Source organism: Dokdonella sp. GW821-FHT11D02 (genome assembly GCF_058808595.1).
On the sequence record NZ_CM179520.1, the window covers coordinates 4,908,462 to 4,932,574 of the forward strand.

The following is a 24,113-nucleotide window of genomic DNA, read 5'->3' on the forward strand; positions in this document are numbered from 1 at the left end:
CTACTCCGCTTGTCCGAGCTCGGCGTTCAAGAGCAGGGCGCCGCGCGTGACTACACGCTCGCCCGCGGCAAGGCCGGCGCGCACGAAAGCACGCTGCTCGCCGACCACGCCGAGTTCGAGTTCGCGCCGCTTCAGCACGCCCGGTGCTTCCTCGACGAAGGCGTAGTGATGCAGGCCGATGCTGACCAGGGCCGAATTGGGCAGCGCGATCTGCGTGCTGCTGCCATCGGCCAACGGGCTGATGCGCGCGAACAATTCCGGCTTCAGCCGCGCGTCGGCATCGGCGAGTTCGACGCGCACACCGATCCGGCGCGTCGCCGGATCGAGCGCGGCGCCGATCGTCGTGATGCGGCCGGCGAACGGATGACCGTCGAAGCCGTCGACCTCCACGCGCACCGCTTGGCCGACGTGGATCTTGCCGAGGTCCTGCTCGCTCACCTCGAAGCTCGCCCACAGCCGCGTCGGGTCGGTGATCACGAACAGCGGCGCGCTCGCATCGGGCCGCACCTGCATGCCCGGATTGAGCGCGCGCTCAACCACGACTCCGGCGATCGGCGCGCGCAAGGCATAGCGCGTCGCACTACCGGACGGATCGAGATTCTTCAGCACCGCATCGGCGCGTTCGAGCTCGGCGCGCGTCTGCGCCAGATCGTCCTCGGCGCTTTCGAGGTCCTTACGTGCGAGCACACCCAGATCCGTCAGTGCGCGGGTGCGTTCCAGCGCCTTGCGCTTGAGCGCGCTGTCGGCCTGCGCCTTGCGCGCGTCCGCACGCGCCTGCGCGAAGTCGGGCGAATCGAGCCAAGCCAGCACCTCGCCCGCCTTCACCGCGGCGCCTTGCTTGGCGACCAGTTCGCCGACGCGCCCGAGCACCGGCGAAGCGACGCGCACGGTGTGATCTTCATCGAAGACCAGCTTGCCCGGCAGCGCGTCGAGGATCGGCGCCGGAAAGCCGGCGGCCGGCTCGATGTCGAGAAAGCTCAGCTGTTCCGCGCCGGGCGGATAGTGCAGCGTATCGGCCGGCGCGTGCGCGCCGGTTGCGGCGACGGCCGGCGACGGTCGCGATACCCGCCAAGCGACGGTGCCGAGCACGGCGACGCCGAGTACGGCAAAGCTCAGGATCCATGCGCGATTCATGACGAAGGCTTCTCTGCAGCGGCGGCCAGGGCGGCCAGCGCCTCGGCGAAGTCGGCACGCGCGTCGGTGGCGTCGTCCTCGACCGTCTTGAGGTCGCGTCGCGCATCGAGCAGCTCGACCAGGGCGAGGCCGCCGCGTGCATACGCGGCCTCGGCGGTTCGTTCGACGGAGCGCGCGCGCTCGACCAGATCGCCGTCGTAGCGGCGCAGGCGTTCGTCGGCGCCGCGCACGTCGGCTACGGCATGGCCGAGATCGGCCCGCGCCGCGGCCTGCGCGCGCGTCAGCTGCGCACGCGCGGCGTCGAGGTCGGCGTTGGCGCGCGCGATTTCACCGTCGTAGTAGTTGCCGGTGAACAGCGGCACCGACACGCCGAAGCCGAGCAAGGTGTGGCCGAACGGGGTCGGGTTGTGTTCGTAGTTCGCGCTGATGGAGACGTCGCGCTTGCGCTGCGCGTGCGCGAGAGCGAGCGCCGCCTGCGCCGCGTCGATACGGCGTTCGGCCGCTTGCACGTCTGCGCGCGTGTTCGGTGCGGTCGCTTCCGGCGCGGCGAATCCGGCGCTCGGCCAGTCGTCGACCGCATCGAGGCGGACCGTTTCTTGATCGACATCGAGCAAGGCGGCCAGCGCGATGCGCGCGCCCTCGCGCGCAGCGGTCGCTTGATCGGCCGTGTTGTCGGCCTCGGCCGCGCCCAGGCGCAAACGTTCGACGTCGAGCGCGGCGACGTCGCCGTGGCGCAGACGCGTCTGCGCCGCGTCCAGCGAACGCTGCGCGAGTGCGGCGAGTGCGTGCGCGGAATCTTCTTTCTGCTGCGCGCGCTTGAGCTCCCAATAAGCCTGGGTCACCGCGAGGCGTTCGCGCCGCAGCGTGTCGGCGTAGTCGGCGCGGCTGGCGTCGAGATTGGCGCTGGCGGCGGCGAGACGATGACGGCGCTTGCCGCCGCGTTCGAACGGCTGCTCGATGCTGACGATGCTGTCGAAGCTCTTGTCCCACAGCGAACCCGGTCCGTTGTGGCCGGCCGGATTGATTTTCGAGGTGCCGTAGCTGAGCGTCGTGTTCGGACGTTCGCCGGCGCTGGTGCGATCGGCGCTGGCCTGATCGATCGCGCTTTGCGCGACGGCGAGATTGGGATCGTGCGTGCGCATCCGCTGCAACGCCTGCTGCAAGGTCAAGCCCTGCGCCGGTTCGTCGGCGAACGCGTTCGCAGCGAGCGGCGCGAGCAGGCATGCCAGCCGCAGCGCGATCAGCGGGTCGATCTTCATGGTTTGAACCGAGGGAAAATCCGGATGCTTCCGGATCGCGCTAGTCCGTCATCGCCTAAAGAAGAAAGGCGGCCCACCTGGGGAGAATGGGCCGCCTTGGGCTGGTGCGCGAATCGCCTCCCTGGGGATGGAAGCGACTGGGGTTGCACACCGCGACGCCAGTCTAGGGGCGGGAAGCTTTCAAGAACCTGACAGTTTCCGCGCCGCGGCGGCAGCGAAGTCGATGCGTGCGCGCGTGCCGCGTCCGGCGCTGCCGCTGTCGATCGAAAAGCTGGCTTCGTGAGCGCGCGCGATCTCATCCACGATCGCAAGACCCAGACCGCAACCGTTGCCGTCCGATCCGGGCATGCGATAGAAGCGCGCGCGCACGCGCTCGCGTTCCGATTCCGGGATGCCGGGACCATCGTCCTCGACTTCGAGGAAGGCGTGGTCGGACGAAGCCGCGTCCGCGCTGCGGCCGCAGCGCACCGTCACGTTGCCGCCGGCCGGGGTGTAGTTGAGCGCGTTGTCGATCAGGTTCGCCAGCAACTCGCGCAACAGCCAAGCGCTGCCGGACACACGCGCCGGCGCGGTTTCGGCGCCGAGATCGATGCGCGCGGCGAGCGAGCGGTCCAGATGCGCAGCGACCGCATCGGCGACCAAGGCTTCCAGTTCCACTTCCTGGAAGTTCTCCGGCGCGTTCGCCGCCGGTTCCGCGCGCGCCAGTGCGAGCAGCTGGTTGGCCGTGTGGGCGAGGCGGCGACTGCCCTGATGCAAGGCGGCGATGCGCGCCTGCAGCGGCGCCGCCGCCGGGTCGCGCTCGAGCAGTTCCAGCTGCGCGATCAGTCCGGTCAGCGGCGTGCGCAGCTGGTGCGCCGCATTGGCCAGAAATTGCTGTTGCGAACGCGCTGCCGCATGCACGGTACCGAGCAGATTGTTCAAGGCGCCGACCAGGGGCCGCACTTCGTCCGGCACCGGCGTGTCGAGCGGCGCCAGATCGCGCGGCGAACGGCGGCGGATCTGCGCGCCGAGCGCGCGCAGCGGGAGCAAGCCGAAACGCACGCCGAACCAGACCAAAAGCAAGGTCGCCGCGAGCTGCAGCAGATCGGTCAGCACCACGCTGGTCAGGATGCGCGCGGTCGCGGCGCCGCGCTTGCGCGTCGTTTCGGCGATCGCGATGACGACGTCGGTCGCGCCGACTTGGGTTGCGTAACGCGCGATGCGCACGTCGTCGCCGCGGAATTCGCTGTCGCGGAAGGAAGGGTTTTGCGCCTGCGCGGCGCCGAGCGGCAGGTCGGCGTCGCCGCTGATCAGCGTGCCGTCGCCGGCGCGCGCGGCGTAGTAGATCGAATCGACGCTGTCGGCGCGCAACACCGCGACCGCCTGCGGCGGCAGGTCGGCGTCGATACGGCCGTTGCCGTCCTCGTCGCGCAGATGCGCCGCGATCGCCAGTGCGTCTTCGCGCAGCGCACGGTCGTAGGCACTGCGGATCGATTCGGCGCCCGCGCGATAGTCGATGTAGACGCCGACGCCGAGCAGAAAACCGAGCGGCGCCAACAAGAGCAGCAACAAGCGTCGTCGTACCGACAGCGTCGGCGCCGGCACGGAAGTGGCGGGCGGCTTCATACGACGTCGTCGAGGCGATAACCGAGTCCGCGCACGGTGCGGATCTGCACCGCATTGCCGAGTTTGCCGCGCAGGCGCGAAACGTAGACTTCGATCGCGTTCGCGCCGATCTCCTCGTCCCAATTCGCGATCGCCTGCATCAAGCGCTCCTTCGCGACGACGCGGCCTGCGTTCAAGGCCAGGCATTCGAGCACCGCCCATTCGCGCCGGGTCAGGTTGATCGCCGCGCCGTCGACTTCGGCGCGATGCGCGGCGAGGTCAAGGCGCAGGCCGCCGACGACCAGATCGGCGCTGCTGACCGAACGGCTGCGCCGGATCAGCGCACGGCAGCGCGCGATCAGCTCGGGCAGTTCGAACGGCTTCACCAGATAGTCGTCGGCGCCGAGATCGAGCGCGCTGACGCGATCGGCCAAGGCGTCGCGCGCGGTCAGAATCAAGACCGGCAGCGCGGTGCCGTTGCGACGCATGCGTTGCAGCAGCGTCAGACCGTCCGCGCCGGGCAGGCCGATGTCCACCACCGCGAGATCGAAGCTCTCGACGCCGAGCGCACTGACCGCGTGCTCAGCCGATTCGACGTGATCGACCGCGTAACCGGCCTTACCAAGCCCGCGCCGGATCGCATCGGCGACCAGCGCATCGTCTTCCACGACCAGGATGCGCATGGGCCGCGCGACCGTCTCAGGCGGCGCGGCGGCCGTTGCCGCGTCTGAGGTGGATCAACAGCAGCGACACCGCCGCCGGGGTCATGCCCGAAATCCGGCGCGCCTCGCCGATCGTCTGCGGCCGCACGCTCGACAGCTTCGCCAGCGCTTCGGCGGAAAGTCCGCGCACCTTGGCGTAGTCGAACGTGGCTGCGATCGGCGTGTCGTCATGGCGGCGGTTGCGCTCGATCTCCTCGCGCTGGCGTTCCAGATAACCCGAGTACTTGGCGCTCACCTCGACCTGCTCGGCGACCTGGGCGTCGTCGACACCAGGACCCAAGCCTTCGACGCGGACCAGATCGCGATAAACGAGTTCGGGCCGGCGCAGCAGATCGAGCGCATGGGTCTCGCGCGACACCGCGACGCCGAGCGTCGCCTCGACCGCGCGGCCGAGCGCATTGCCCGGCGTGGCCCACAACGCGGCCAGACGCGCGCTTTCGCGCTCGATCCCCACGCGCTTGCGGCGTACCGCGTCGTATCGTTCCTGCCCGACGCAACCGAGCTCGAAGCCACGCTCGCTCAGACGCAGGTCGGCGTTGTCTTCGCGCAGCTGCAGGCGATATTCGGCGCGCGAGGTGAACATCCGGTACGGCTCGCTGGTGCCGTTGGTGATGAGATCGTCGATCAGCACGCCGATGTAGGCTTCGTCGCGGCGCGGCGACCACGGCGCACGCTCCTGCGTCGCGCGCGCTGCATTGAGCCCGGCGATCAGTCCTTGCGCGGCGGCTTCCTCATAGCCGGTGGTGCCGTTGATCTGGCCGGCGAAGTAGAGGCCTTCGACGGCCTTGGTTTCGAGCGAAGCCTTGAGCCCGCGCGGATCGAAGTAGTCGTACTCGATCGCATAGCCGGGCCGAGTGATGTGCGCGTGCTCCAAACCCTTGATCGATTGCACCAGCGCGAGCTGGACGTCGAACGGCAGCGAGGTCGAAATGCCGTTCGGATAGATCTCGTTGGTTTCCAGCCCTTCGGGCTCGATGAAGATCTGGTGCGAGGACTTTTCGGCGAAGCGCACCACCTTGTCTTCGATCGACGGGCAGTAACGCGGCCCGACGCCTTCGATGACGCCGCCGTACAGCGGCGAGCGGTCGAGTGCGCCGCGAATGATGTCGTGCGTGCGTTCGGAGGTGTGAGTGATCCAGCAGCTGACCTGACGCGGATGGTCCGCCGAAGAACCGAGAAAAGAAAACACCGGCGCCGGATCGTCGCCAGGCTGCTGTTCGAGCTGCGTGTAGTCGATCGTACGGCCGTCGATGCGCGGCGGCGTGCCGGTCTTCAACCGCCCGACCTGAAACGGCAGCTCACGCAGGCGCTCGGCCAGCGCCAGCGACGGCGGATCGCCGGCGCGGCCGCCGGCGTGTTGGGTCAGGCCGACGTGGATCTTGCCGGCGAGGAAGGTGCCGGCGGTCAGCACCACGGCGCGCGCGCGGAACTCGAGTCCCGACTGGGTGACGACACCGGCGACGCGGCCTTGCTCGACGATCAGCGCATCGACCGCCTGCTGGAACAAGTCCAGCCGTTCCTGTGTCTCGACCCGACGCCGAATGGCCGCTTTGTACAAAATGCGATCCGCCTGGCAGCGCGTCGCGCGCACCGCCGGGCCTTTCGACGCGTTCAGCATTCGCCACTGGATGCCGGCGCGATCCGCTGCCTGCGCCATCGCACCGCCGAGCGCATCGATCTCCTTGACCAGGTGACCCTTGCCGATGCCGCCGATGGCCGGATTGCAGCTCATCTGGCCGATGGTCTCGATGTTGTGCGTCAAAAGCAGGGTGTGTGCGCCGGTGCGCGCGCTGGCGAGAGCGGCTTCGGTGCCGGCATGCCCGCCGCCGACCACGATGACGTCATAGCTGTACATGGCGAAAGTCCTGTCCGAGCGCGGTGCGACGGATCGAAGGGCGCCCATTCTATCAATGCGCCCGGCTCGCGCTGGCACGGAATCTGCTGCCGTTCGTGGGTACTCCCACCGACGCCCGACGTATGCGAGCACGTCGTTGATCGGAATTCAGGGGCCGATCGCGCGCCGGTGGGAGTATTTCTTTTTTCTGTGTGCGCGTCCGTGCTCACCACTATCCGGACGACTCGAATCCCGCAATTGAGCCCCTTCCTGCCGTAGTTCTAGCCGCGGCTTGCTTGCGATCGTCCTCAATCGCCACACGCCGACCGCCTCACCAACCGGAAGGCTGCTTTCTTCCGCTGGTCTGCCAGTGGCCGCCAATAGCCGCTTTGGAGAGGCGTCTGGTCTGGCGCCGAAAGGGAGGCTGGCGCCCGGCGGTCGTAGGAACAGGGGGGATCCAAGAGGACCGTTGCCGGGCGCCAGTGAGCGCTGAAGCCTATCTGCCGATCCGTCTGCCGCGCTCGTAGAGGAGGCGCTGGCAGAGTGTGACGTCGATCGCGAAAAGCTGCCGTGGCGGGAGCGGCTACTGCGGCGGCGGTCAGATTGCGACGCACAACGTCATTGCCGCTGGGATCATGCGTGCCGCGCCGGGCTTTAGCAACGAAACCGCGGCCTCCGAAACGATTTGTCACTCCAGCGAAGGCTGTGGAACCGCGCTATAGCGCAATTTCCGCCGCTTCTGCACCCGCCCAGCCATCCGCCGCCGCGATGTTTCGCGCCACCTGGCACGCCGTTTGCTCCTGCTCCGATACAACCGCCGCATCACCGGAGTCGATCGATGAACCACATCTCCAATGCCACTTTCAACCCGCTCTTTCTGCGTCACGACTTGATGATCGAGCTCGGACGCCTGGAGATGGCGATCGACAACGCACGCGAGCACGCCGCCGCCAACGACACCGTCGATCAGCTCGAAACGCGCTGCGCGCGCATCAACGAAGCGCTGGCGAAGCTGTCGGCCTGAACGCAACGATCCAGGAACAGGGGCTAAGACCGCGCCTTCGGGCGCGGTTTTTTTTTGAGGGGTTTATTGGTGCGATCGTCCGTGATCGCCACCCCCGGGAGGTTCCACGGACTGGCCGAATGAGCGCTTTGGAAAGTCCAACCGTGGCCGTCCATGGCCACACTTTTCACTAACAGCGACCCCTTCGGGCTGGCTCCAGTCAACCGGCCAAACTGCGCGAGAGGATGTCGGCCAGATCGGGCGAAAGGCCGTCGCGCGTAGCCAGGCGCTGCAGCTCGCGATGCATCAGCGCACGCCGCAACGGTTCGAGCCGGCGCCAGCCGCCGAGGGCGGTAGCGAGGCGTGCCGATACCTGCGGGGTGAGCGCGTCGAGCTTGGCGATGGCGTCGGCGAGCAGACGGTAGCCGGCGCCGTCGGCGCGGTGGAACGCGCGCGGGTTACGCAGCGCGAAGGCGCCGATCAGCGCGTAGACGCTGTTCGGGTTGGTCCAGCGGAAAGCGCCGTGCGCGGTCAGCGCGGCGACGCGCTCGACCGTTTCCGCGCGTGCCTGCGTCGCCTGCACCGACAGCCATTGGTCGAGCACCAAAGCGTCGCCAGCGTGGCGTGCCGCGAATGCGTCGAGCGCCTCCACGGCGGCGGGCGCCTCGGCGCTCAGCAGCACCGACAGTGCACCGAGGCGGTCGGTCAGCGTGCGCGCCTGCGCGAACTGCGCTTCGGCCAGGTGCAGATTGGCCAGGTCGGAACGGCACAGCGCGGCCAGGCAGACATTGCGCAGCCGGCGCCGCGCCTGCGCGGCGGTATCGGTGGCCTCGGTGTCGGCCGCGGCCGAACCGTCGCGATAGCGCGCGAGCAGGGGCGCGGCGAGCTTCTGCGCGAGCGCGGTCTCGACCACCGCACGCGCCTGATGCACCGCTTCCGGATCGACTTCGCTCAGGCTTTCGGCCAGCGAGTTGGCGTCGGCCACCGTCAGCATTTCCGCGATCAGGGCCGGGTCGAGCGTCGCATCGAGCAAAGCCTCGCCGAGCCCAGCGGCCCATACGTCGAGCCGGCGCGGATCGGGCGCCCCTTGCGCGAGCGTCTCGGCGAACAGTTGGCGCGCCAGCGCGTCGGCAGCGAACCAGCGGTTGAAGCCGTCGTTGTCGTGCCGAATCTGTACGGCCAAATCGGCCGCCTCCGCGTTCCATTGCAGCCGTACCGGCGCGGAGTAGCCGCGCAGCAGCGAAGCGATCGGCCGCAAGGGCACGTCGACGAAGCGGAAGGTGGCGCGCTCGGCATTCAAGGTCAGCACGCGTTCCTGCGCCGTGCTCGCGGCTTCGCCGTCGAGCCGCAGCGGCAGCCGCGCGCCGGCCTCGTCGAACAGCGCGACGGCGACCGGAATCGGCAGCGCCTGCTTGCGCGGCTGGCCGGGCGTCGGCGCGGTGTGCTGCGCCAGGGTCAGCTCGTAACGGCGCGCGGCCGGGTCGTAGTGCTCGGTCGCGATCAGCGTGGGCGTGCCGGCCTGGCCGTACCAGGCCAGCCACGGCGTCAGATCGACCCCGTTCGCATCGCCCAGCGCTTGCAGGAAATCCTCGACCGTCGCGGCGTGGCCGTCGTGGCGCTCGAAGTAGCGATCCAGCCCGCGCCGGAAACCGTCGCGACCGAGCACGCTGGCCAGCATGCGCACGATCTCGGCGCCTTTCTCATACACCGTGGCGGTGTAGAAGTTGTTGATCTCGCTGTAGCGATCCGGCCGCACCGGATGGGCGAGCGGGCTCGCGTCCTCGCTGAATTGCGCGCGCCACAGCACGCGCACGTCCTCGATGCGGCGCAAGGTGCGCGAGGCGAGATCGGATTCGAATTCTTGCTCGCGGTAGACGGTCAGGCCTTCCTTCAGGCTCAACTGAAACCAGTCGCGGCAGGTGACGCGATTGCCGCTCCAGTTGTGGAAGTACTCGTGCCCGACCACGGCGAGCACGTGGCGGTAACCGTCGTCGGTGGCGCGCTCGGGATCGGCCAGTAGGTACTTCGCGTTGAAGATGTTGAGACCCTTGTTCTCCATCGCGCCCATGGTGAAGTCGTGGGTGGCGACGATGTGGAACACGTCGAGGTCGTAGCAGCGGCCGAAGCGCTGCTCGTCCCAGCGCATCGCGAGCTTGAGGCATTGCATCGCCCAGGCGCAGCGGCCGATCGCGTCGGCCTCGGCGTGGATGCACAAGCGAACGCGGCGGCCTTCGGCGGTGACGAAGTGGTCTTCGATCGATTCGAGCCGTCCGGCGACCAGGGCGAACAGATAGCTCGGCTTGGGATGCGGATCGACGAAGCGCGCCCAATGCCGGCCGTGCTCGAGTTCGCCGGCACCGTCGGCATTGCCGTTGGCGAGCAGCAGCGGGAAGCGCGCTTTGTCGGCGCGCAAAGTGACCGTGTAGCGCGCCAGCACGTCGGGGCGGTCGAGAAACGGCGTGATGCGGCGAAAGCCCTCCGCCTCGCATTGGGTCAGGAGGAAGCGCGAATCCTCGCGCCCGCTCGCGTACAACCCCTGCAACGCCGTATTGGTTTCCGGCGCGATGCGCACGCGCGTTTCGATGCGCGCACGATCGGCGCTCAATGGAATCGTCAGCGCGTCCGCCTCGACGGCGTACTCGCCCGGTGCCAGCACGCGGCCGTCGAGGCGCAGCTCGAGCAGTTCGAGCTGTTCGGCGTCCAGCCGCAGCGGCGCCGGCGGCTGGGCGAGGTCGCGCTCGACCGCGAGGCGTGCGGCGACGACAGTCGCAACCGGATCGAGGTCGAACTCGAGTTCGACCTCGACAATGCGCCAGGCCGGCGCGCGGTAATCGCTGAGCCGCACCAGCGGCTTGGCGGTATCGGAAGACATGCCCAGGAATGTGCAGGAAATGACGATCGGCAGGCTAGCATGCGCGCTCGGCGCGCGTGTATCGTCGTGGCCCTCCTGGCGCGACTTCCCATCGTGAACACGTTCTCTTCCGACACGCCCGTCGAGCTGCCGCAATTCGCCGACGTCGAAGCGGCCGCCGCGCGCATCGCGCCGCATGCGCAGCGCACGCCGGTGCTGCGCTCGCATTCGCTCGATGCGCTGGCCGGCGCCGAACTGCATTTCAAATGCGAGAACCTGCAGCGCGTGGGCGCGTTCAAGTTCCGCGGCGCCTGCAACGCGGTGTGGTCGCTGTCCGATGAAGTGGCCGCGCGCGGCGTGGTCACGCATTCCTCCGGCAATCACGGCGCCGCGCTGGCGCTGGCGGCGCGCACGCGCGGCATCCCGGCGCACGTGGTCGTGCCCGAGGGCGCGGTGAAGTCCAAGCTCGCCGGCATCGAGGCGTACGGTGCGATCCTGCATCGCTGCGCGCCGACCCTGGCCGCGCGCGAGGCGGCTGCAGAAGCGGTGCGTGCGCAGACCGGCGCGACCCTGGTGCATCCCTACGCCGATGCGCGCGTGATCGCCGGCCAAGGCACCGCCGCGCTCGAACTGCTGCGCGAAACCGGCCCGCTCGACGCCTTGATCGCACCGGTCGGCGGCGGCGGCCTGATCGGCGGCAGCGCCATCGCGGCGCGCGCGATCGCACCGCACATAGCCATCCATGCGGCCGAACCGGAAGGCGCCGCCGATGCCTACGAATCGCTGCGCCGCGACCAGCGCGTGACCGAGCTTGCGCCCGACACCGTCTGCGACGGCCTGCGCGGTCTGCTCGGCGCGATCAACTTCGCCCTGCTGAAAAAGTACGAGGTCGAGGTGCTGCCGGTGGCCGATGCGGCCACGGTTGCGGCGATGCGCCTGATCTGGGAGCGCCTGAAGCTGATCGTCGAGCCGTCCTCGGCGATCGCGCTGGCGGCGATCTTCGGCCAGCGCGAGCGCTTCGCCGGCCGCCGCGTCGGCGTCATCCTTTCCGGCGGCAACGTCGATCTTGAGAAGTACTTCGGCGATCTTTCCTGATAGCGCGAATCAAGAAGCAGCCGTCCTCGGCTGCGCCGTTCAACCCAACTCGCACGACCTTTCGAGCAAGGAGTCCGATCCATGTGGACCGATGCGATTCTCGCCTACCTGCATTTCGCCGCAATCTTCACCTTGCTCTGGTTCCTGGCGAAGGAATGGACTCTGCTGCGCGGCGGCGCCGAGGCGCTCGATCTGGAACGCCTGGCGAAGGCCGATGCCGGCTTCGGCCTGCTCGCCGGTCTCGTCCTGTTGAGCGGCGCCGCGCGCGCGGTGTACGGGCTCAAGGGCTGGGCCTTCTACGCTCATAATCCGGTGTTCCATCTGAAGGTTGGTTTGTTCGTGCTGACCGGCCTGATCTCGATCGCGCCGACGCTGGCCTTCCTGCGCTGGCGTCGCGCACGCCGCGCCGATGCGAGCTATCGCGTACCCGAAACGGAATGGCGGCGCGCGCGACGCTGGGTGATGATCGAGCTGCACCTGATCGCCCTCATCCCCCTCGCCGCCGTCGTGATGGCACGCGGCCTGCGCTGACGTCCGCGTCCGACTTGCGCGTCGGCCAGCGGCGCGACAAACTTCCGGTGCAACGGCTTCCGAGGCCGCGATGGCCTCTCGCACAGGAGACGGGCATGAACGCGACAGCTCTCGGCTTGTTGTTCGGCTGCTTCCTCGCCACCACGGCGCAGGCAGCTCCCACCGCCTTGCGCGAAGACGATCCGTGGGTGGTCGAGACGCCCTCGTTCGTGCGAGCGCATCCCGACCTGCGCTTCCGCAAAGTCGGCATGGAAGCCTATCGCCGCGGCCGCTTCGTCGATGCGTACCGCTACTTCCGCGACGCCTCGCGCTACGCCGACAAGAGCTCGCAGGCGATGGTCGCCGAGATGCTGTGGAAGGGCGAGGGAGTCGCGCAAGACCGGGCGCTCGCCTACGCCTGGATGGATCTCGCCGCCGAACGCCACTATCCCGCGCTGCTCGCGCAGCGCGAACGCTATTGGTCCGAACTTAATGCAACCGAGCGGGCGCTGGCGATCGAAATCGGCCAGTCGGTCTTCGCCGAATTCGCCGACACCGTGGCCAAGCCGCGCCTGGAACGCGTGCTTTCGCGAGCGCGAACCCAGATCACCGGCAGCCGTGTCGGCTACGTCGGCAACCTGGTCGTTCCCGGCGCGCTCGCCGTGCCTACGGAAGGAGGAGCGCTCGGCATCGATGCCTTGCGTGACGTGGTCGACGGCTCGAAGTACTACGCGGCGCAGTACTGGGAATCGAAGACGTACTGGAACTGGCAAGACGCGCAATGGCGCCGCTACGGCGAAGGCCACGTCGAAGTGGGCGCGCCGCAGCCGGCCGGCGATGCAAAGCCGCCGATCTGACCGCATTCGAAGACCTACGAAAAGCTTCGTGACTATTCCGCGGCCGAGGCCTACAATCGCCTCGCCGCGGTCGTGACGACGCGTGGCCCTCGCCGACCGCCGGGGATCTTTCTTCTCGGCCCGACGCGTTCGCGACGCACCCGATCCGACCGTAACGGCTCCCTGGGGCGAGCGGCCCCGCATCGAGGAGACGGTCGTGAACGCAACATCGTGTGGCTTGCTGTTCTCACTCTTTCTCGCCGCCACGGCGGCACACGCGTCACCGGAGATGGTGCGCGCCGACGATCCCAAGATCGTCAACAGCCCCGCCTTCATCCGCGCCCATCCCGATCTGCGCTTCCGCCAGTCGGGCATGGAGGCCTACCAGCGCGGACGTCTCACGGACGCGTTCGGATTTTTCCGCGACGCTTCGCGCTATGCCGACAAGACCTCGCAGGCGATGGTCGCGGAAATGCTGTGGAAGGGCGCCGGCACGGCGCAGGATCGCGCGCTCGCCTACGCCTGGATGGACATGGCGGCGGAACGCAACTATCCCTCCCTGGTCGTGCTGCGCGAACGCTACTGGTCACAGCTCAACGCGGCCGAGCAGAGCCGCGCGATCGAACTCGGCAAGACCGTCTACGCCGAGTACGCCGACGACGTGTCCAAATCACGCCTGGAGCGGGAGCTTCTGCGCGAGCGCAACAAGGCGACCGGCAGCCGTGTTGGTCGCGTCGGTACTTTGGCGCTGCCCAGCCAGATGCACGTTCCCAAGGAGCAGCCGCAGGGGGGTGGGAAAACGTCGGTTGCGATCGGTACCTTCAACAATTTCGTCGACGGCTCCAAGTACTACGCTGCGGAGTACTGGGACGCGAAGGCCTACTGGAAGTGGCAGGACACGCAATGGCAGCGCCTCGACGACGGCAGCGTCATCGTCGGCGCGCCGCAAGGCGTGGGCAAGATGAACTGAGGCGGCTCAGCCGCTGCGCGCGCGGCGCAGGTTGACCACGACCAGCGCCGCCGCGATCAGCGCGATGCCGACGCCCTCGCTCGGCGAGGGCCGTTCGCCGAGCCAGACCCAAGCGAACGCGATGCCGGCGATCGGCACGCTCAGGCTGGACAGGCCGACCACGTTGGCCGGCACGCGTTCGACCACCCACGACCACAGCAGCCAGGCCACGCCCGAGGCGAGCACCGCGTTGTAGGCGAGCGCGCCGATCAAGTAATCCGACCAGACGATCGGCTTCTCGTGCGTGAGCAGGGCGAGCGGGATCAAGGCCAGCGCACCGACCGCCATCTGCCAGGTCGTCAGCGACAGCGCGCTGACGCCGCCGCGCTGGAACAAGCGCTTGGACAACACTGTGCCGATCGCCCAGCACAGGCCGCCGCCGATCGCGAGCGCCGCGTTGCCGACGCCGCCGAAACCGCGCCACGGCTCGAGCACGAACACCAACCCGAGCGCGGCGATGCCGATGCTCAGCCACTGCCGCGGCCCGGGTCGGTCGGCCAGCAGCCACCAGGCCAACAGCACGACCCAGAACGGCATCGTGTAAGCGAGCAGAGCGGTGCGCCCAGCGCCGCCTTCGACCAAGGCCCATTGCACCAGCGCCTGGAAACCGGCGGTCTGCGCCAAGCCGATCAGGATCGTCGGCAGCAGCGGCGGCGGCCGCAGCGACTCGCGCCGCACCAGCATCACCGCGAACAGCACCAGCACGCCGATGCCGAAGCGCAGCGCCGAGAAATCGAACGGCCCGATCCACGCCAGCACCCGCTTCATCACGATCCAGTTGTAGCTCCAGATCAGGATCGGCAGCAGCAGGACGAGCAGCGCGCCGCGACGCGCATCGGCGGAAACAGGCATGGTCGGAATCGAGGCGCGTAGGCGGCGGCGAGGCTTCGTATGATACGCGGCACGAGGAGCACGCCATGAACGAGAAAACCCGCTGCAGCTGGGCCAGCCGCGAGAACGCGGCGATGCAGGCCTATCACGACACCGAATGGGGCGCGCCCTTGCACGACGACCGCGCGCTGTTCGAATTCCTCTGCCTCGAAGGCGCGCAGGCGGGCCTGTCCTGGCGCACCGTGCTCGACAAGCGCGATAACTATCGGCGCGCGTTCGCCGACTTCGACCTCGCGCGCTGCGCCAAGCTGACCGATGCGCGCATCGAGAAACTGCTGACCGATCCGGGCCTGATCCGCAACCGCCTGAAGATCGTCTCGGTGCGCGGCAACGCGCAGGCCGCGCTCGACGTGATCGCCGAGTTCGGCAGCCTCGATGCGTACCTGTGGTCGTTCGTCGACGGCAAGCCGTTGCGCAACCGCTGGCGCGACACGCGCGAGGTGCCGGCGACGACGCCGATTTCCGATCGCATGAGCAAAGAGCTGCGCCGACGCGGCTTCCGCTTCATCGGCTCGACCATCTGCTATGCCTTCATGCAAGCGACCGGCATGGTCAACGATCACTTGGCGAGCTGCTTCCGCGAGCGCGAATGCGCGCAGCTGGCGCGCTGATGTTCGTCACCGACGCGCACGACTTCCTCGCTGCTTTCTCGGCCGAGCGTTTCCCGCAGCGGCACGCGGCCACCGCGCGCGCAGCGTTCCTGATCGCGCCGGCGAGTTCGGCGCTGGCGGCCGAATCCGCGACCGACAATCGCTACATGGACGCGGCGTCGGCGCTGGATCTCGCGCGCGCCTCGCGTCAGCACGCCGAACTCGCGCGACGCCTCGGCGCGGACGTGCCGGTGCTGACCTTTGCCGGCGATCCGGCCTGCCCGGACGGGCTGTTTCCGAACAACGTATTCGCGACCGCGCGCGAGCGTCTGGTGGTCGGCCGCATGCGCCATGCGGTGCGCCGGCGCGAGGCCGAGCGCAGCGACATCCGCGCGTTCTTCCGCGACGTGCTCGGCTATCGCACGATCGACCTGTCACCACGCGAGGACCTGGTCGCCGAATTGACCGGCGCGCTGGTGATCGATCGTGCGCGCGGCATCGGTTATTGCGGTTTGTCCGAGCGCTGCGATCTGGCCGGCGCGCGCGCGATGCACGAGGCGTTCGGCCTCGCCCTGACCTTCTGCTTCGAACTCGCGCTAGGCGAATACCACACCAATGTCGTGTTCGCCCTGCTCGCCGGACGCCTGCCTGTGCTCGCGGCGGACGGTTTTCGCGACGCCGCGGTGCCGGCCGCGATCGCCGCGGTGTATGGCGATGCGATCTGGCTCGAACCGGGGCAGAAGCGCGCCTTCGCCGGCAATGCCATCGCGCTCGCGCCCGAGCGTGCGTGGATGAGCGCGCAGGCCGCCGCCGCGCTGGAGCCCACGCAACGCGCCACACTCGCGCGGCACCGCTTCGCGCTCGGCGAAGTCGAGTTGGACGAGATCGAGAAAGCCGGCGGCAGCCTGCGCTGCTGCGTCGCGGAGATTTTCTAGCCTAGTGAGTCTCGGGCTGCTTAGGCGTTCGAACCCAAACCGCCACGACGACCGCCCGCGCCACCCCTGACCAGACCACCGATCAACCAGGCCACGACCAGCGCCAGCGTGACATTGATGACCAGGTGCCCTTGCTTGGCCACATCGGCCAGCCCGTCGCCGAGTACGGTGATCGCCAGCGTGGCGAGCATCGTCGCGATGGTCAACGCGGCGAGGTCGAGCGCACGCGAGCCGCGCCGCAGGCCGGGTCGCCACAGCAAGACCAGCAGCGCGAGCGGTGGCACCGCGAGGAGCGCGAGCTGCATGGCCGGATATGCCCGCAGCGGCCAGCCGAGGCTGAATTGGGTCGCCGGCATCTCGGTGAAATCGCTGCCTTCGACCTGACCGAGATTCTTGGCGATCCACGGATTGAGACCGAGCACGCCGTGCCCGACGAGCTTCAGCGCGATGCGCGGATGGCGCAACAGCGTGGCCAATTCGTCGCGGCGCGAGAACTCGGAAAGACCGTGGCAGACGTTCTCGGGCAGATCCGGAAACTCCCAGGCGCGATGCCCGCTGTAAATCGCGCAGGCCGGATCGACGCCGAGTTCTTCGAGCAACGCGGCGCGATCGTCGGCGAACGGCAAGAGCGCGGTGAACAGCACATCGGCGCGGTTGTACTGATCGATCGCCGACATCATGGCGCCGTCGCGTTGCAGCTGCACGGCCTGCACGCACAGGCCCACACCGGCGCCGAGTGCGAGTGCCGCACCGCGCCAGCCGAAACGACCCAAGCGCAGACGGTCGAGTGCGAGCACGACGATCGCCAAAGTCGTCGGCAACAACAGATGCTGGATCTTGCTCAACGCGAGCAAGAACGCGCAGGCAGCAATTAGAACGAAGCGGCTGCCGCTGCGCGGCTGCTCGCGCCACAAGAGCAGCAGCGAAAACAGGGCGTAACTCGCCAGCAGCGCCGTCCACTCGGCGTAGAAGGTGTTGAGATACAGCGTATTGCCCGGATCGGCGAACACCAGCGGCAACAGCGCCGCGTTGACCAGCGCCGCGCGCGTATCGCCGTGCCGCAGCCAAGCCAGCGACAACGCGATCGACAACGCGAGCAGAGCGAGCCAGCGCAAGGCGCCGATCCAGCGCACGTCGTGCACCTCGCCGCTGCCGACGACCTCACCCAACCTCCAGATCAGCGCGGTCGCGCCGGTAAAGGCGAGTTCGCTCGACCAGTAGCACATCGGGTCGCCGGTGGCGACGAAGCGGTAGTCCGAAAACGGCGCCTGCGGACTGTTCTCGTGCGGCGGAATCGCCGCCGGGCGGTCCGGATAAAAATGGAAGCAGTTGGTGTAGCGGGTCTGGTCGTAGCTGTTGGCGTAGGCGTACAGCGGATCGTGCGACCACAGCACGAACACGCGCAGGCTCGCGGCCAGCCACAACAGCGCGAGCAGCAGAACGATGGGAGGTCGCGCAGATCCGTGCACCGGCTGTCCGTGGTCGTGTCGTGCGCGCAGTCTAGGGCCTGCGGCGGATTTCGGGATGACGGCGCGCCGAAGCGGCGATTCGTCCCCAAGCCTGCGGCGCGCGGGCAAGCCTTCGCCTGCCCGCGCGCCGCCGATCGATAACGCGTCCTCAGTCGCCCGCGGGCACCTCGAAGCCGTTGCGGAAGATCACATCGCTAGGGTCCAGCGTATTGCTCAGATGGAACGTCGCCGCGCCGGCGACGCCGGCGACGCTGGCCTGCACCGTGTACTGGCCGACGACGCCGTTCGCAGTTGCCGTCACGCTGGCAGTGCCGTCGGTGCCGGTAACGGCGCTGGCGGCCGACAACACCGCGCTGGCGCCGCTGGCCGGTGCGCTGAAGCTCACCGTGATGCCGGCCAGCGGGGTGCCGCCGGCGTCGGTCACGCGCACCGTCAGCGGTGTACCGAAGGCGTGGTTGACGACCGTGCCTTGCGTATCGCCGCCGCTGATCGTGATCGCTGCCGCCGCGTTCGGCGCGAAGCTCGCGATCACCGTGCAATCCGCGCCGATCGCGCCGGTCGTGTAGACGTTGGCGGCCAGCGTGCCGGCGGCGCAGCTGCCGCCGACGGAATCGATGTGGTAGCCGGCATCGGCGCTCAAAGTGAAGCTCGTCGTCGCGCCATCGTTCACCGTCACCGCCGTCGCCGGCGCGATCGTGCCGTGGCCGCCGGCGACCGACGGCGTCACCGTCCAGGTGGTCGGCGCGGGCGCGGCGAACGCCATCACGAAGCCGTCGTGGTCGGCGCTGCGGCGCGCGGTGTCCGCATCGGTCGCATCGCTGCCGCCGGCCGGCACGTCGGCGTTGCCGTGCGCGATCGCCGCCCACAACAGGCGCGGCTGCAGCTCGGCGCTGAGCAGGCCGTGGTCGAGATCCTGCGCGTAACCGTCGAAGGAGAACGAGTAACGCTCGCTGTCGGGCACGGTGGTGCCGACGTCGAACAGCGGCGGATCGACGATCGGCAGGCTCGCATCCCACAAGAGATTTTCCGACTGCACCGCGGTGCCGCGGATGATGCCGGTGACGTCGACGTAGCCGTCGCTGAACTCGAACGCGTTGTAGTCGCCGACGATCGCCAGCGGCACGCCGACCATCGCGCCCGGCACCGCCGCGTTGTCGCCGGTCTGCCAGGCCTGCGCGATGCGCGCGACCGACATCGCCTGCTCCAGGCGCTTGCTGCGCACATAGGCCTGCGTCTCGACGCTGCTGAGCGAGCGGTTGTGGATGATCAACACGGCGAAGCGCTCGCCGCCGAAGCTCGCGTCGAGCAACAGCGGCGGGCGGTCGTTGAGCAGGCACGGCGGCGGATTGGCGGAGCTGCAGCCGGCGTTGGTGGTCTCGTCTTTCCTGAGCTGGGTCACCGCGTTGACGCTGACGTCGCTGCGCACCAGCACGCCGACGTCGATGCCGCCGACGTCGTTGCCTTCCTCGAGATAGGCGGTGTAGCTCAGGCTCGGATCGTCGCTGTGAATCTGCGTCGCCAGCGCCTGCAAGGTGGCGAGGTTCTCGATCTCCTGCGTGCCGAGCACGGCCGGCGCGCCGAGCACTTCGCGCACCTGCTTGGACAGCTTCTTCAAGCGTACTTCGAACTGCTCCGGGGTTGGGCAGACGTCGGCCGAACCCGGGCTGGTGTCGGCGCAGGCGTCGATGTCGCCGGAGTCGTGCGTCGCGTTGAACAGGCGCAGCATGTTCTGCGAGCCGATCGTCAGCGCGCCGGCCGGCGCCGTCGGCACCGCGATCGGGTAGTCCGGGCCGGCGTCGGTGATGGTCAGTTCGGTCGGCCACAGCATGCCGATGCCGAAGTCGAAGCCCATCACGCCGGTCGCGCTGAAGCGCATGCCGGCGTTGAACGCCTGCGGCGCCATCAGATGGCCGGTGTCGAGGCCGAACACGTACGGCACCGCGTCCCAGATCGGCGGGTCGTAGCCCGGCGGCGGCGACGGCGCTTGAGTGCCGTAGGGCAAGCCGGGACCACGGAACGGCCGCGGCTGGCTCGCCACATAGGCGTAGGCCTCGCTCAAGGGCTGCGAGCTGGAGCGGAAGTTCGGCGCGCTGATCGCGCCGTCGGCGAGCGTCACGCGCATGCTCTGCAGGCAGCGCCAGTTGCGCACCGCGACGCTGTCGGCGGCGCCAAAGCTGCCGCCTTCGCAACGCGGATGCGCCGGATCGGGCGAGGGCGTGGTGGCGTCGAGCACGATCGCGCTCGGCAGCGCACCGGTGCCGCTGATCGTGGTGGTCGCAGCGTTGACTTCGGTGAGGCCGTAGAACTCGGCCACGGTGCCGCTGACCTCGACCGTGTTGCCGGCCGCGAGCGCAGCGGGCACGCCGCCGTAGACGAACAGCGCGTCGGAGCTGAGCGGATTGCCGTCGCCGGCATCCTGCACGAAATAGCCGCCGGCGCCGACCGCGGTGACGGTGCCGCTGAACGCGACGATCTGGCCGAGCAGGGCCGGGTGCGCGCCGGTGCCCTGGATGTCGCCGATGCGCACGCGCCCGCTCGCGTTGGCGATGGTCGCGGTGGCCTCGGCTTCGGTGGTCGTCACGGCGCCGCCGCTGATGTTGCCGACGTGCAGCGTGAAGGTCTTCGGCGCGCCCGGGTTCGGGTTCGCGTTGATCTGCACGGTGAAGGTGAAGGTCGTCGCGCCGGCGGTGAGGGTCGCGCCGGTCTGCGTGGCGGCGACGTAGTCGACGCCGGCCAGTGCGCTGCCGTCCGCCGTGGCGAGATCGAAGTGCACGTCGCTCGCGGCGGCGCGGCTCAGCTGCACGGTGAACGTGGCCGGCGCGGTGCCGCTGGCCGGTGCGGTGACGGCGATGTCCGCCACCGACAAGGTGATCGGTCCGCCGCTGCCGCCGCAGGTGTTGCGCGGGCTCGAGCCGTTGCGCGGCACCGGGTTGGTGACGATGTCGAAATCGGCGGCGTTGTCGTCCGTATCGGTGCAGCCGTCGGCCTTGCGCGCGGCGCCGGTCTCTTTTCCGAGCGCCGGCGTCGCCGCCGCGCCTTCGAAGCAGTTCGCGGTGCCGTAGCCGACCTTGTCGACCACGCCGGTGCTCGGGCAGGCGCCCGACAGCGCGGTGGCGGAACTGGTCAGCGCGACCTTGCCGTTGGACTGCGACAGGTTGAGCGGACCGGCGGCGACGTCTGGCGTCAGCGGGAAATCGCCGCCGACGGTGCCGCCGCCTTCTTCGATCAGCAGGTACTGCCCCGGCGCGATCGACAAACCGGCCGGCAACACGTGCGGGAACCAGTTGCCGGTGCCGGTGGCCGAGGCGTACTGCAGCGACCAGCCGCTGAGATCGACGGCCTGCGCGGTCGGATTGAACAGTTCGATGTAGTCCTTCTTGTAGGTCGCCGGCAGGCTGGTCGCGCCGCCGCCGCCGTAAACCTGGCTGATGACGACGTGGGTGGCCGGCTGCACCGACGGCGTGTTGGTCAGGTCGAAGCTCGCGCTCGACGCCGCACCGGTCACGCTGGCGACCACCGCGTAGTGGCCCGGCGTCGCGTTCGCGCTGGCGGTGACGCTGGCGCGGCCGTCGCTGCCGGTGACCGCGGTCGTTGCGGACAAGCTCGCGCTGGCGCCGCTGGCCGGCGCGAGGAAGCCGACGCTGACGCCGGCGACGGCGTTGCCGAAGGTGTCGGTCACGCGCACGGTCAGGGGCGCGGCGAACGGTTGGTTCACCGCCGCGCTCTGCGGCGTGCCGGCGCTGGTCGCGACCGTGCTGGCCGGAAACACCACATCGGCCACGACACGCAGCAGCGCCGCTTTCTTGAAGCGCGATTCGGCCAGGTCCTTGGCGGCGATGCCGTCGCCGTACCAGGCGCTGTCGCCGTTATCGAGCAAGGCTTCGAGGATCGTGCCCGGTCCGAGCACGCTCGGCAGTTCGACCAGGGATTCGAAACTGCCGCCGGCGATGTCGAGCGCGCTCAAGTCGGTGCTGAGCGCGATCGGCGCATCGGCCGCGCGGCCGGTCCAGGCGTACAGGCGGAAGTCGTTCGGCGCAGGTCCCGTATCGCCGGCGGCGCCGGCCACGATCAGGTACTGGCCGGCCGCGTTGCGATCGAGGCTGCGGATACCGCGGCCGCCGAGGTCGAGCAGGATCGGCGCGCCGAACGTGGCCGAACCTTGCGCGCGCGAATCGGGCGCGGCGCCGGTGACCAGCGCGGCGAAGTCGCGCACCGGCACGATCAGCGCCTGATGGCGCGCGCTGGTCGGCAGCTGCGGCGCGCGGAAGGCGAAGTAGGCGCTGCTGTTGTCGGGCGCGATGGCGAGGCCTTCGATGTTGAAGCCGGCCGGCGTTTTCGAATCGACGCCGTCGGCGCTGCTGGCGGCGAAGCCGAGCGCGTCGGCACCGAGGCCGTGGCCGTTGGCGTGGTCCCACGCGACCATGTCTTCGAGCAGCCAGTCGTAACGGCCGACGTAGCTCAAGGTCGTGGCGGCGCCGCTGCCACTAAGGTCGGTGGCGAACACGCGATGGCGGTTCGGACGAACGTGGAAGTTCTTCGAGTTGCTGTAAGAAGCGGTCCAGTACACGCGCTGGTCGACGCGCGCCGAGCCTTCGAGGTCGAGCTCGGGATTGTCCGGATCGGTCAGGGCCAGGCGCGAACTGAAATCGAAGCCGGCCAGCGGCAGGCCCGAATGGCCGCGGCGGTACAAGCGCAGCACATTGGTTTCGTCGTCGGCGACCAGGATGTGCTGATCGTCGACCTTGACCGTGGCCGAGGCGTCGCTGGCGCCGGTCAGGAACACCGCGTCGGCGGGCGAGGGCGCCGCTGCCGAGGCGGCGTAGTGGATCGTGTAGCTGCCGACGCGCTGGCTGGCATCGGTCGCGCTCAGCGTGATCGTGCTGTAGCCGACGCCGCGCGGCACGATCTTCAGCACACGTGCGGCACCGCTGCCCGACAGCTGCAAACCAGCCGCGTCGACCACGGCCGCATTGCTGCTGCTCGCCGCGATGGTCAGCGTCGAAGCGTCGCCGCCGGTCGCGCTGAAGGTGAAGCCGATGCCTTCGTTCGCGGCCGGATCGGTCGGATCGGCGATCACGCCGCTGGCGGCGCCTTCGCGGCTGCCGTCGAGGCTGAGGTAGGACGAGGTGTTCGCGGCATCGACCGTGACCACCGGTGCGCCGGGTACGCCGATGCAGGGATCGAACGCCGTCGTCGCGCGCTTGCTCTTGCCGGGGCTGCCGAGATCGCCGCCGCTCGAAGCGGTCGAGCCTTCGGTGTCGCCGACGACCGACAAGGTCCATGCGGCCGGCGTATTTGCGCCCAGACCGGCGGCGGACACCCAAGCGCTCTTGTTCTGCGTGCGCGGACCGCCCAGTGCCTGATCGTTGTAGGTCAGGCGGTCGATCTGCGCGCCGCCGGCGTCGTAGACGTTGATCTCGTCGCTGCGGCCGAGGTTGGCGGTGTTGCCGCCGATCACCTTGACGCCGCCGCACAGGTTCCACGCGGTGCGGAAATCCGCTGCCGCCGCTTGCGTGAGGATGACCGACTCGCCGGCGGCGACGTGGCCGTAGGCGCTGAGATCGACCGCGCCGGGCGTGCGCGCGTTGTCGCTGAAACTCCAGCCGGCGAGATCGAGCGCTGCATTGCCGACGTTGGTGAATTCGATGAACTCGCCGCTGGCGCCGTCGTACATGTATTCGGTGATGCGCAGCACGCCGACCGGCGGCGGGCAGGCCACGAACGGCACCGTGGCGCGCGTGCTCTTGCCCGGGCTGCCGATGTCGCCGCCGCTCGATGTGATCGAGCCTTCGCCATCGCCCGCGGCCGACAAGGTCCACGCGGCCGGCGTGTTCGCGCCCAAACCCGCGGCGGACACCCAGGCGCTCTTGTTCTGCGTGCGCGGACCGCCGAGCGACTGGTCGTTGTAGGTGAGGCGATCGGCCAAGTTGCCGCTGGCGTCGAACAGGTTGATCTCGTCGGCGCGGCCGAGGTTGGTGGCGTTGCTGCCGACCACCTTGACCGCATCGCACAGCGACCAGGCGGCGCGGAAGTCGGCCGCCGCCGCTTCGGCCAGGATCACCGACTCGCCCGCCGCGACCGTGCCGAACGCGCTCAGACTGACCGTGCCGGGAGCGCGGCTGTCGTCGTCGAAGCTCCAACCGGTCATGTCGATCGGCGTGCTGCCGACGTTGGTGAATTCGACGAATTCACGGTTGTTGCCGTCGTACATGTATTCGGTGATGCGCATCTGCGCCGCTGCCGGCACAGCCGACAACGACGCGCAGGCGGCGAGACCGACGACGAGGCTTCGCAGGAACTTGATCATCGAACGCTCCGAGCAAATCGGCGCCCGCGCAATACGGGCGGAATCGGGCGCGCAGTGTTGTCAGCGCGGATGACGGTTCGGTTA

The 24,113-nt window shown here is 68.9% G+C and carries 16 protein-coding genes; 7 read left to right on the forward strand and 9 right to left on the reverse strand.

The annotated features are described in order from the left end of the window. From AC3QL3_RS20810 to mnmG, 5 genes are all read right to left on the reverse strand, one after another. Complete coding sequence (locus tag AC3QL3_RS20810) at positions 1-1,134, reverse strand: efflux RND transporter periplasmic adaptor subunit (RefSeq protein WP_492896027.1); 1,134 nt, start codon at positions 1,132-1,134, stop codon at positions 1-3. Continuing rightward, positions 1,131-2,393, reverse strand: coding sequence for a TolC family protein (locus AC3QL3_RS20815; protein ID WP_492896028.1), 1,263 nt, complete (start codon positions 2,391-2,393; stop codon positions 1,131-1,133). Before AC3QL3_RS20815 ends, AC3QL3_RS20810 begins: the two co-directional genes overlap by 4 nt. Positions 2,394-2,573: 180 nt before the next feature. Then, positions 2,574-3,998 carry a sensor histidine kinase gene (locus AC3QL3_RS20820; RefSeq protein ID WP_492896029.1) on the reverse strand — a complete coding sequence of 475 codons (1,425 nt, stop codon included), beginning with the start codon at positions 3,996-3,998 and terminating at the stop codon, positions 2,574-2,576. Continuing rightward, positions 3,995-4,660 carry a response regulator gene (locus tag AC3QL3_RS20825; RefSeq protein WP_492896030.1) on the reverse strand — a complete coding sequence of 222 codons (666 nt, stop codon included), beginning with the start codon at positions 4,658-4,660 and terminating at the stop codon, positions 3,995-3,997. Before AC3QL3_RS20825 ends, AC3QL3_RS20820 begins: the two co-directional genes overlap by 4 nt. 16 nt (positions 4,661-4,676) lie before the next feature. Then, positions 4,677-6,554, reverse strand: a complete 1,878-nt coding sequence (gene mnmG, locus AC3QL3_RS20830) for a tRNA uridine-5-carboxymethylaminomethyl(34) synthesis enzyme MnmG (RefSeq protein ID WP_492896031.1) — start codon at positions 6,552-6,554, stop codon at positions 4,677-4,679. Between the two features lie 817 nt (positions 6,555-7,371). Here mnmG and AC3QL3_RS20835 point away from each other — a divergent pair. Further along, a complete protein-coding gene (locus AC3QL3_RS20835; protein ID WP_492896032.1) occupies positions 7,372-7,557 on the forward strand; it encodes a hypothetical protein in 186 nt (61 codons plus the stop codon). Positions 7,558-7,756: 199 nt separating this feature from the next. On the opposite strand, the gene pepN is transcribed toward AC3QL3_RS20835, so the two are convergent. Next, the gene (pepN, locus tag AC3QL3_RS20840) at positions 7,757-10,408 is read right to left on the reverse strand and encodes an aminopeptidase N (protein ID WP_492896033.1); all 2,652 of its coding nucleotides are present in this window, start codon (positions 10,406-10,408) and stop codon (positions 7,757-7,759) included. 93 nt (positions 10,409-10,501) lie between these two features. Here pepN and AC3QL3_RS20845 point away from each other — a divergent pair, with 93 nt between their 5' ends. The 4 genes from AC3QL3_RS20845 (at position 10,502) to AC3QL3_RS20860 (ending at position 13,798) form a co-directional block, all read left to right on the forward strand. Beyond that, positions 10,502-11,482 (forward strand): pyridoxal-phosphate dependent enzyme, encoded by a 981-nt coding sequence (locus AC3QL3_RS20845; protein WP_492896034.1) that lies wholly within the window; start codon positions 10,502-10,504, stop codon positions 11,480-11,482. An 81-nt stretch (positions 11,483-11,563) separates the two neighbouring features. Continuing rightward, positions 11,564-12,013 (forward strand): DUF2214 family protein, encoded by a 450-nt coding sequence (locus AC3QL3_RS20850; RefSeq protein WP_492896035.1) that lies wholly within the window; start codon positions 11,564-11,566, stop codon positions 12,011-12,013. Between the two features lie 95 nt (positions 12,014-12,108). Beyond that, the gene (locus AC3QL3_RS20855; protein WP_492896036.1) at positions 12,109-12,849 is read left to right on the forward strand and encodes an SEL1-like repeat protein; all 741 of its coding nucleotides are present in this window, start codon (positions 12,109-12,111) and stop codon (positions 12,847-12,849) included. Positions 12,850-12,931: 82 nt separating this feature from the next. Further along, positions 12,932-13,798, forward strand: coding sequence for an SEL1-like repeat protein (locus AC3QL3_RS20860; protein ID WP_492896037.1), 867 nt, complete (start codon positions 12,932-12,934; stop codon positions 13,796-13,798). Between the two features lie 6 nt (positions 13,799-13,804). On the opposite strand, the gene AC3QL3_RS20865 is transcribed toward AC3QL3_RS20860, so the two are convergent. Beyond that, a complete protein-coding gene (locus AC3QL3_RS20865; RefSeq protein ID WP_492896038.1) occupies positions 13,805-14,689 on the reverse strand; it encodes a DMT family transporter in 885 nt (294 codons plus the stop codon). A gap of 65 nt (positions 14,690-14,754) precedes the next feature. On the opposite strand from AC3QL3_RS20865, the gene AC3QL3_RS20870 reads away from it, so the two are divergent. Continuing rightward, positions 14,755-15,339 (forward strand): DNA-3-methyladenine glycosylase I, encoded by a 585-nt coding sequence (locus AC3QL3_RS20870; protein WP_492896039.1) that lies wholly within the window; start codon positions 14,755-14,757, stop codon positions 15,337-15,339. Further along, positions 15,318-16,253 (forward strand): arginine deiminase-related protein, encoded by a 936-nt coding sequence (locus AC3QL3_RS20875; RefSeq protein ID WP_492896040.1) that lies wholly within the window; start codon positions 15,318-15,320, stop codon positions 16,251-16,253. Before AC3QL3_RS20870 ends, AC3QL3_RS20875 begins: the two co-directional genes overlap by 22 nt. A 20-nt stretch (positions 16,254-16,273) precedes the next feature. On the opposite strand, the gene wsfD is transcribed toward AC3QL3_RS20875, so the two are convergent. After that, complete coding sequence (wsfD, locus tag AC3QL3_RS20880) at positions 16,274-17,722, reverse strand: glycan biosynthesis hexose transferase WsfD (protein ID WP_492896041.1); 1,449 nt, start codon at positions 17,720-17,722, stop codon at positions 16,274-16,276. A gap of 148 nt (positions 17,723-17,870) precedes the next feature. After that, entirely contained in the window at positions 17,871-24,029 is a 6,159-nt protein-coding gene (locus tag AC3QL3_RS20885; RefSeq protein WP_492896042.1) for a lamin tail domain-containing protein, read from the reverse strand. Between the last annotated feature and the right edge of the window lie 84 nt (positions 24,030-24,113).

Coding starts and splice junctions, on each gene's coding strand:
- AC3QL3_RS20810 (WP_492896027.1), bottom strand. CDS start 1,134: ATGAATCGCGCATGGATCCTGAGCTTTGCCGTACTCGGCGTCGCCGTG.
- AC3QL3_RS20815 (WP_492896028.1), bottom strand. CDS start 2,393: ATGAAGATCGACCCGCTGATCGCGCTGCGGCTGGCATGCCTGCTCGCG.
- AC3QL3_RS20820 (WP_492896029.1), bottom strand. CDS start 3,998: ATGAAGCCGCCCGCCACTTCCGTGCCGGCGCCGACGCTGTCGGTACGA.
- AC3QL3_RS20825 (WP_492896030.1), bottom strand. CDS start 4,660: ATGCGCATCCTGGTCGTGGAAGACGATGCGCTGGTCGCCGATGCGATC.
- mnmG (WP_492896031.1), bottom strand. CDS start 6,554: ATGTACAGCTATGACGTCATCGTGGTCGGCGGCGGGCATGCCGGCACC.
- AC3QL3_RS20835 (WP_492896032.1), top strand. CDS start 7,372: ATGAACCACATCTCCAATGCCACTTTCAACCCGCTCTTTCTGCGTCAC.
- pepN (WP_492896033.1), bottom strand. CDS start 10,408: ATGTCTTCCGATACCGCCAAGCCGCTGGTGCGGCTCAGCGATTACCGC.
- AC3QL3_RS20850 (WP_492896035.1), top strand. CDS start 11,564: ATGTGGACCGATGCGATTCTCGCCTACCTGCATTTCGCCGCAATCTTC.
- AC3QL3_RS20855 (WP_492896036.1), top strand. CDS start 12,109: ATGAACGCGACAGCTCTCGGCTTGTTGTTCGGCTGCTTCCTCGCCACC.
- AC3QL3_RS20865 (WP_492896038.1), bottom strand. CDS start 14,689: ATGCCTGTTTCCGCCGATGCGCGTCGCGGCGCGCTGCTCGTCCTGCTG.
- AC3QL3_RS20870 (WP_492896039.1), top strand. CDS start 14,755: ATGAACGAGAAAACCCGCTGCAGCTGGGCCAGCCGCGAGAACGCGGCG.
- AC3QL3_RS20875 (WP_492896040.1), top strand. CDS start 15,318: ATGCGCGCAGCTGGCGCGCTGATGTTCGTCACCGACGCGCACGACTTC.
- AC3QL3_RS20885 (WP_492896042.1), bottom strand. CDS start 24,029: ATGATCAAGTTCCTGCGAAGCCTCGTCGTCGGTCTCGCCGCCTGCGCG.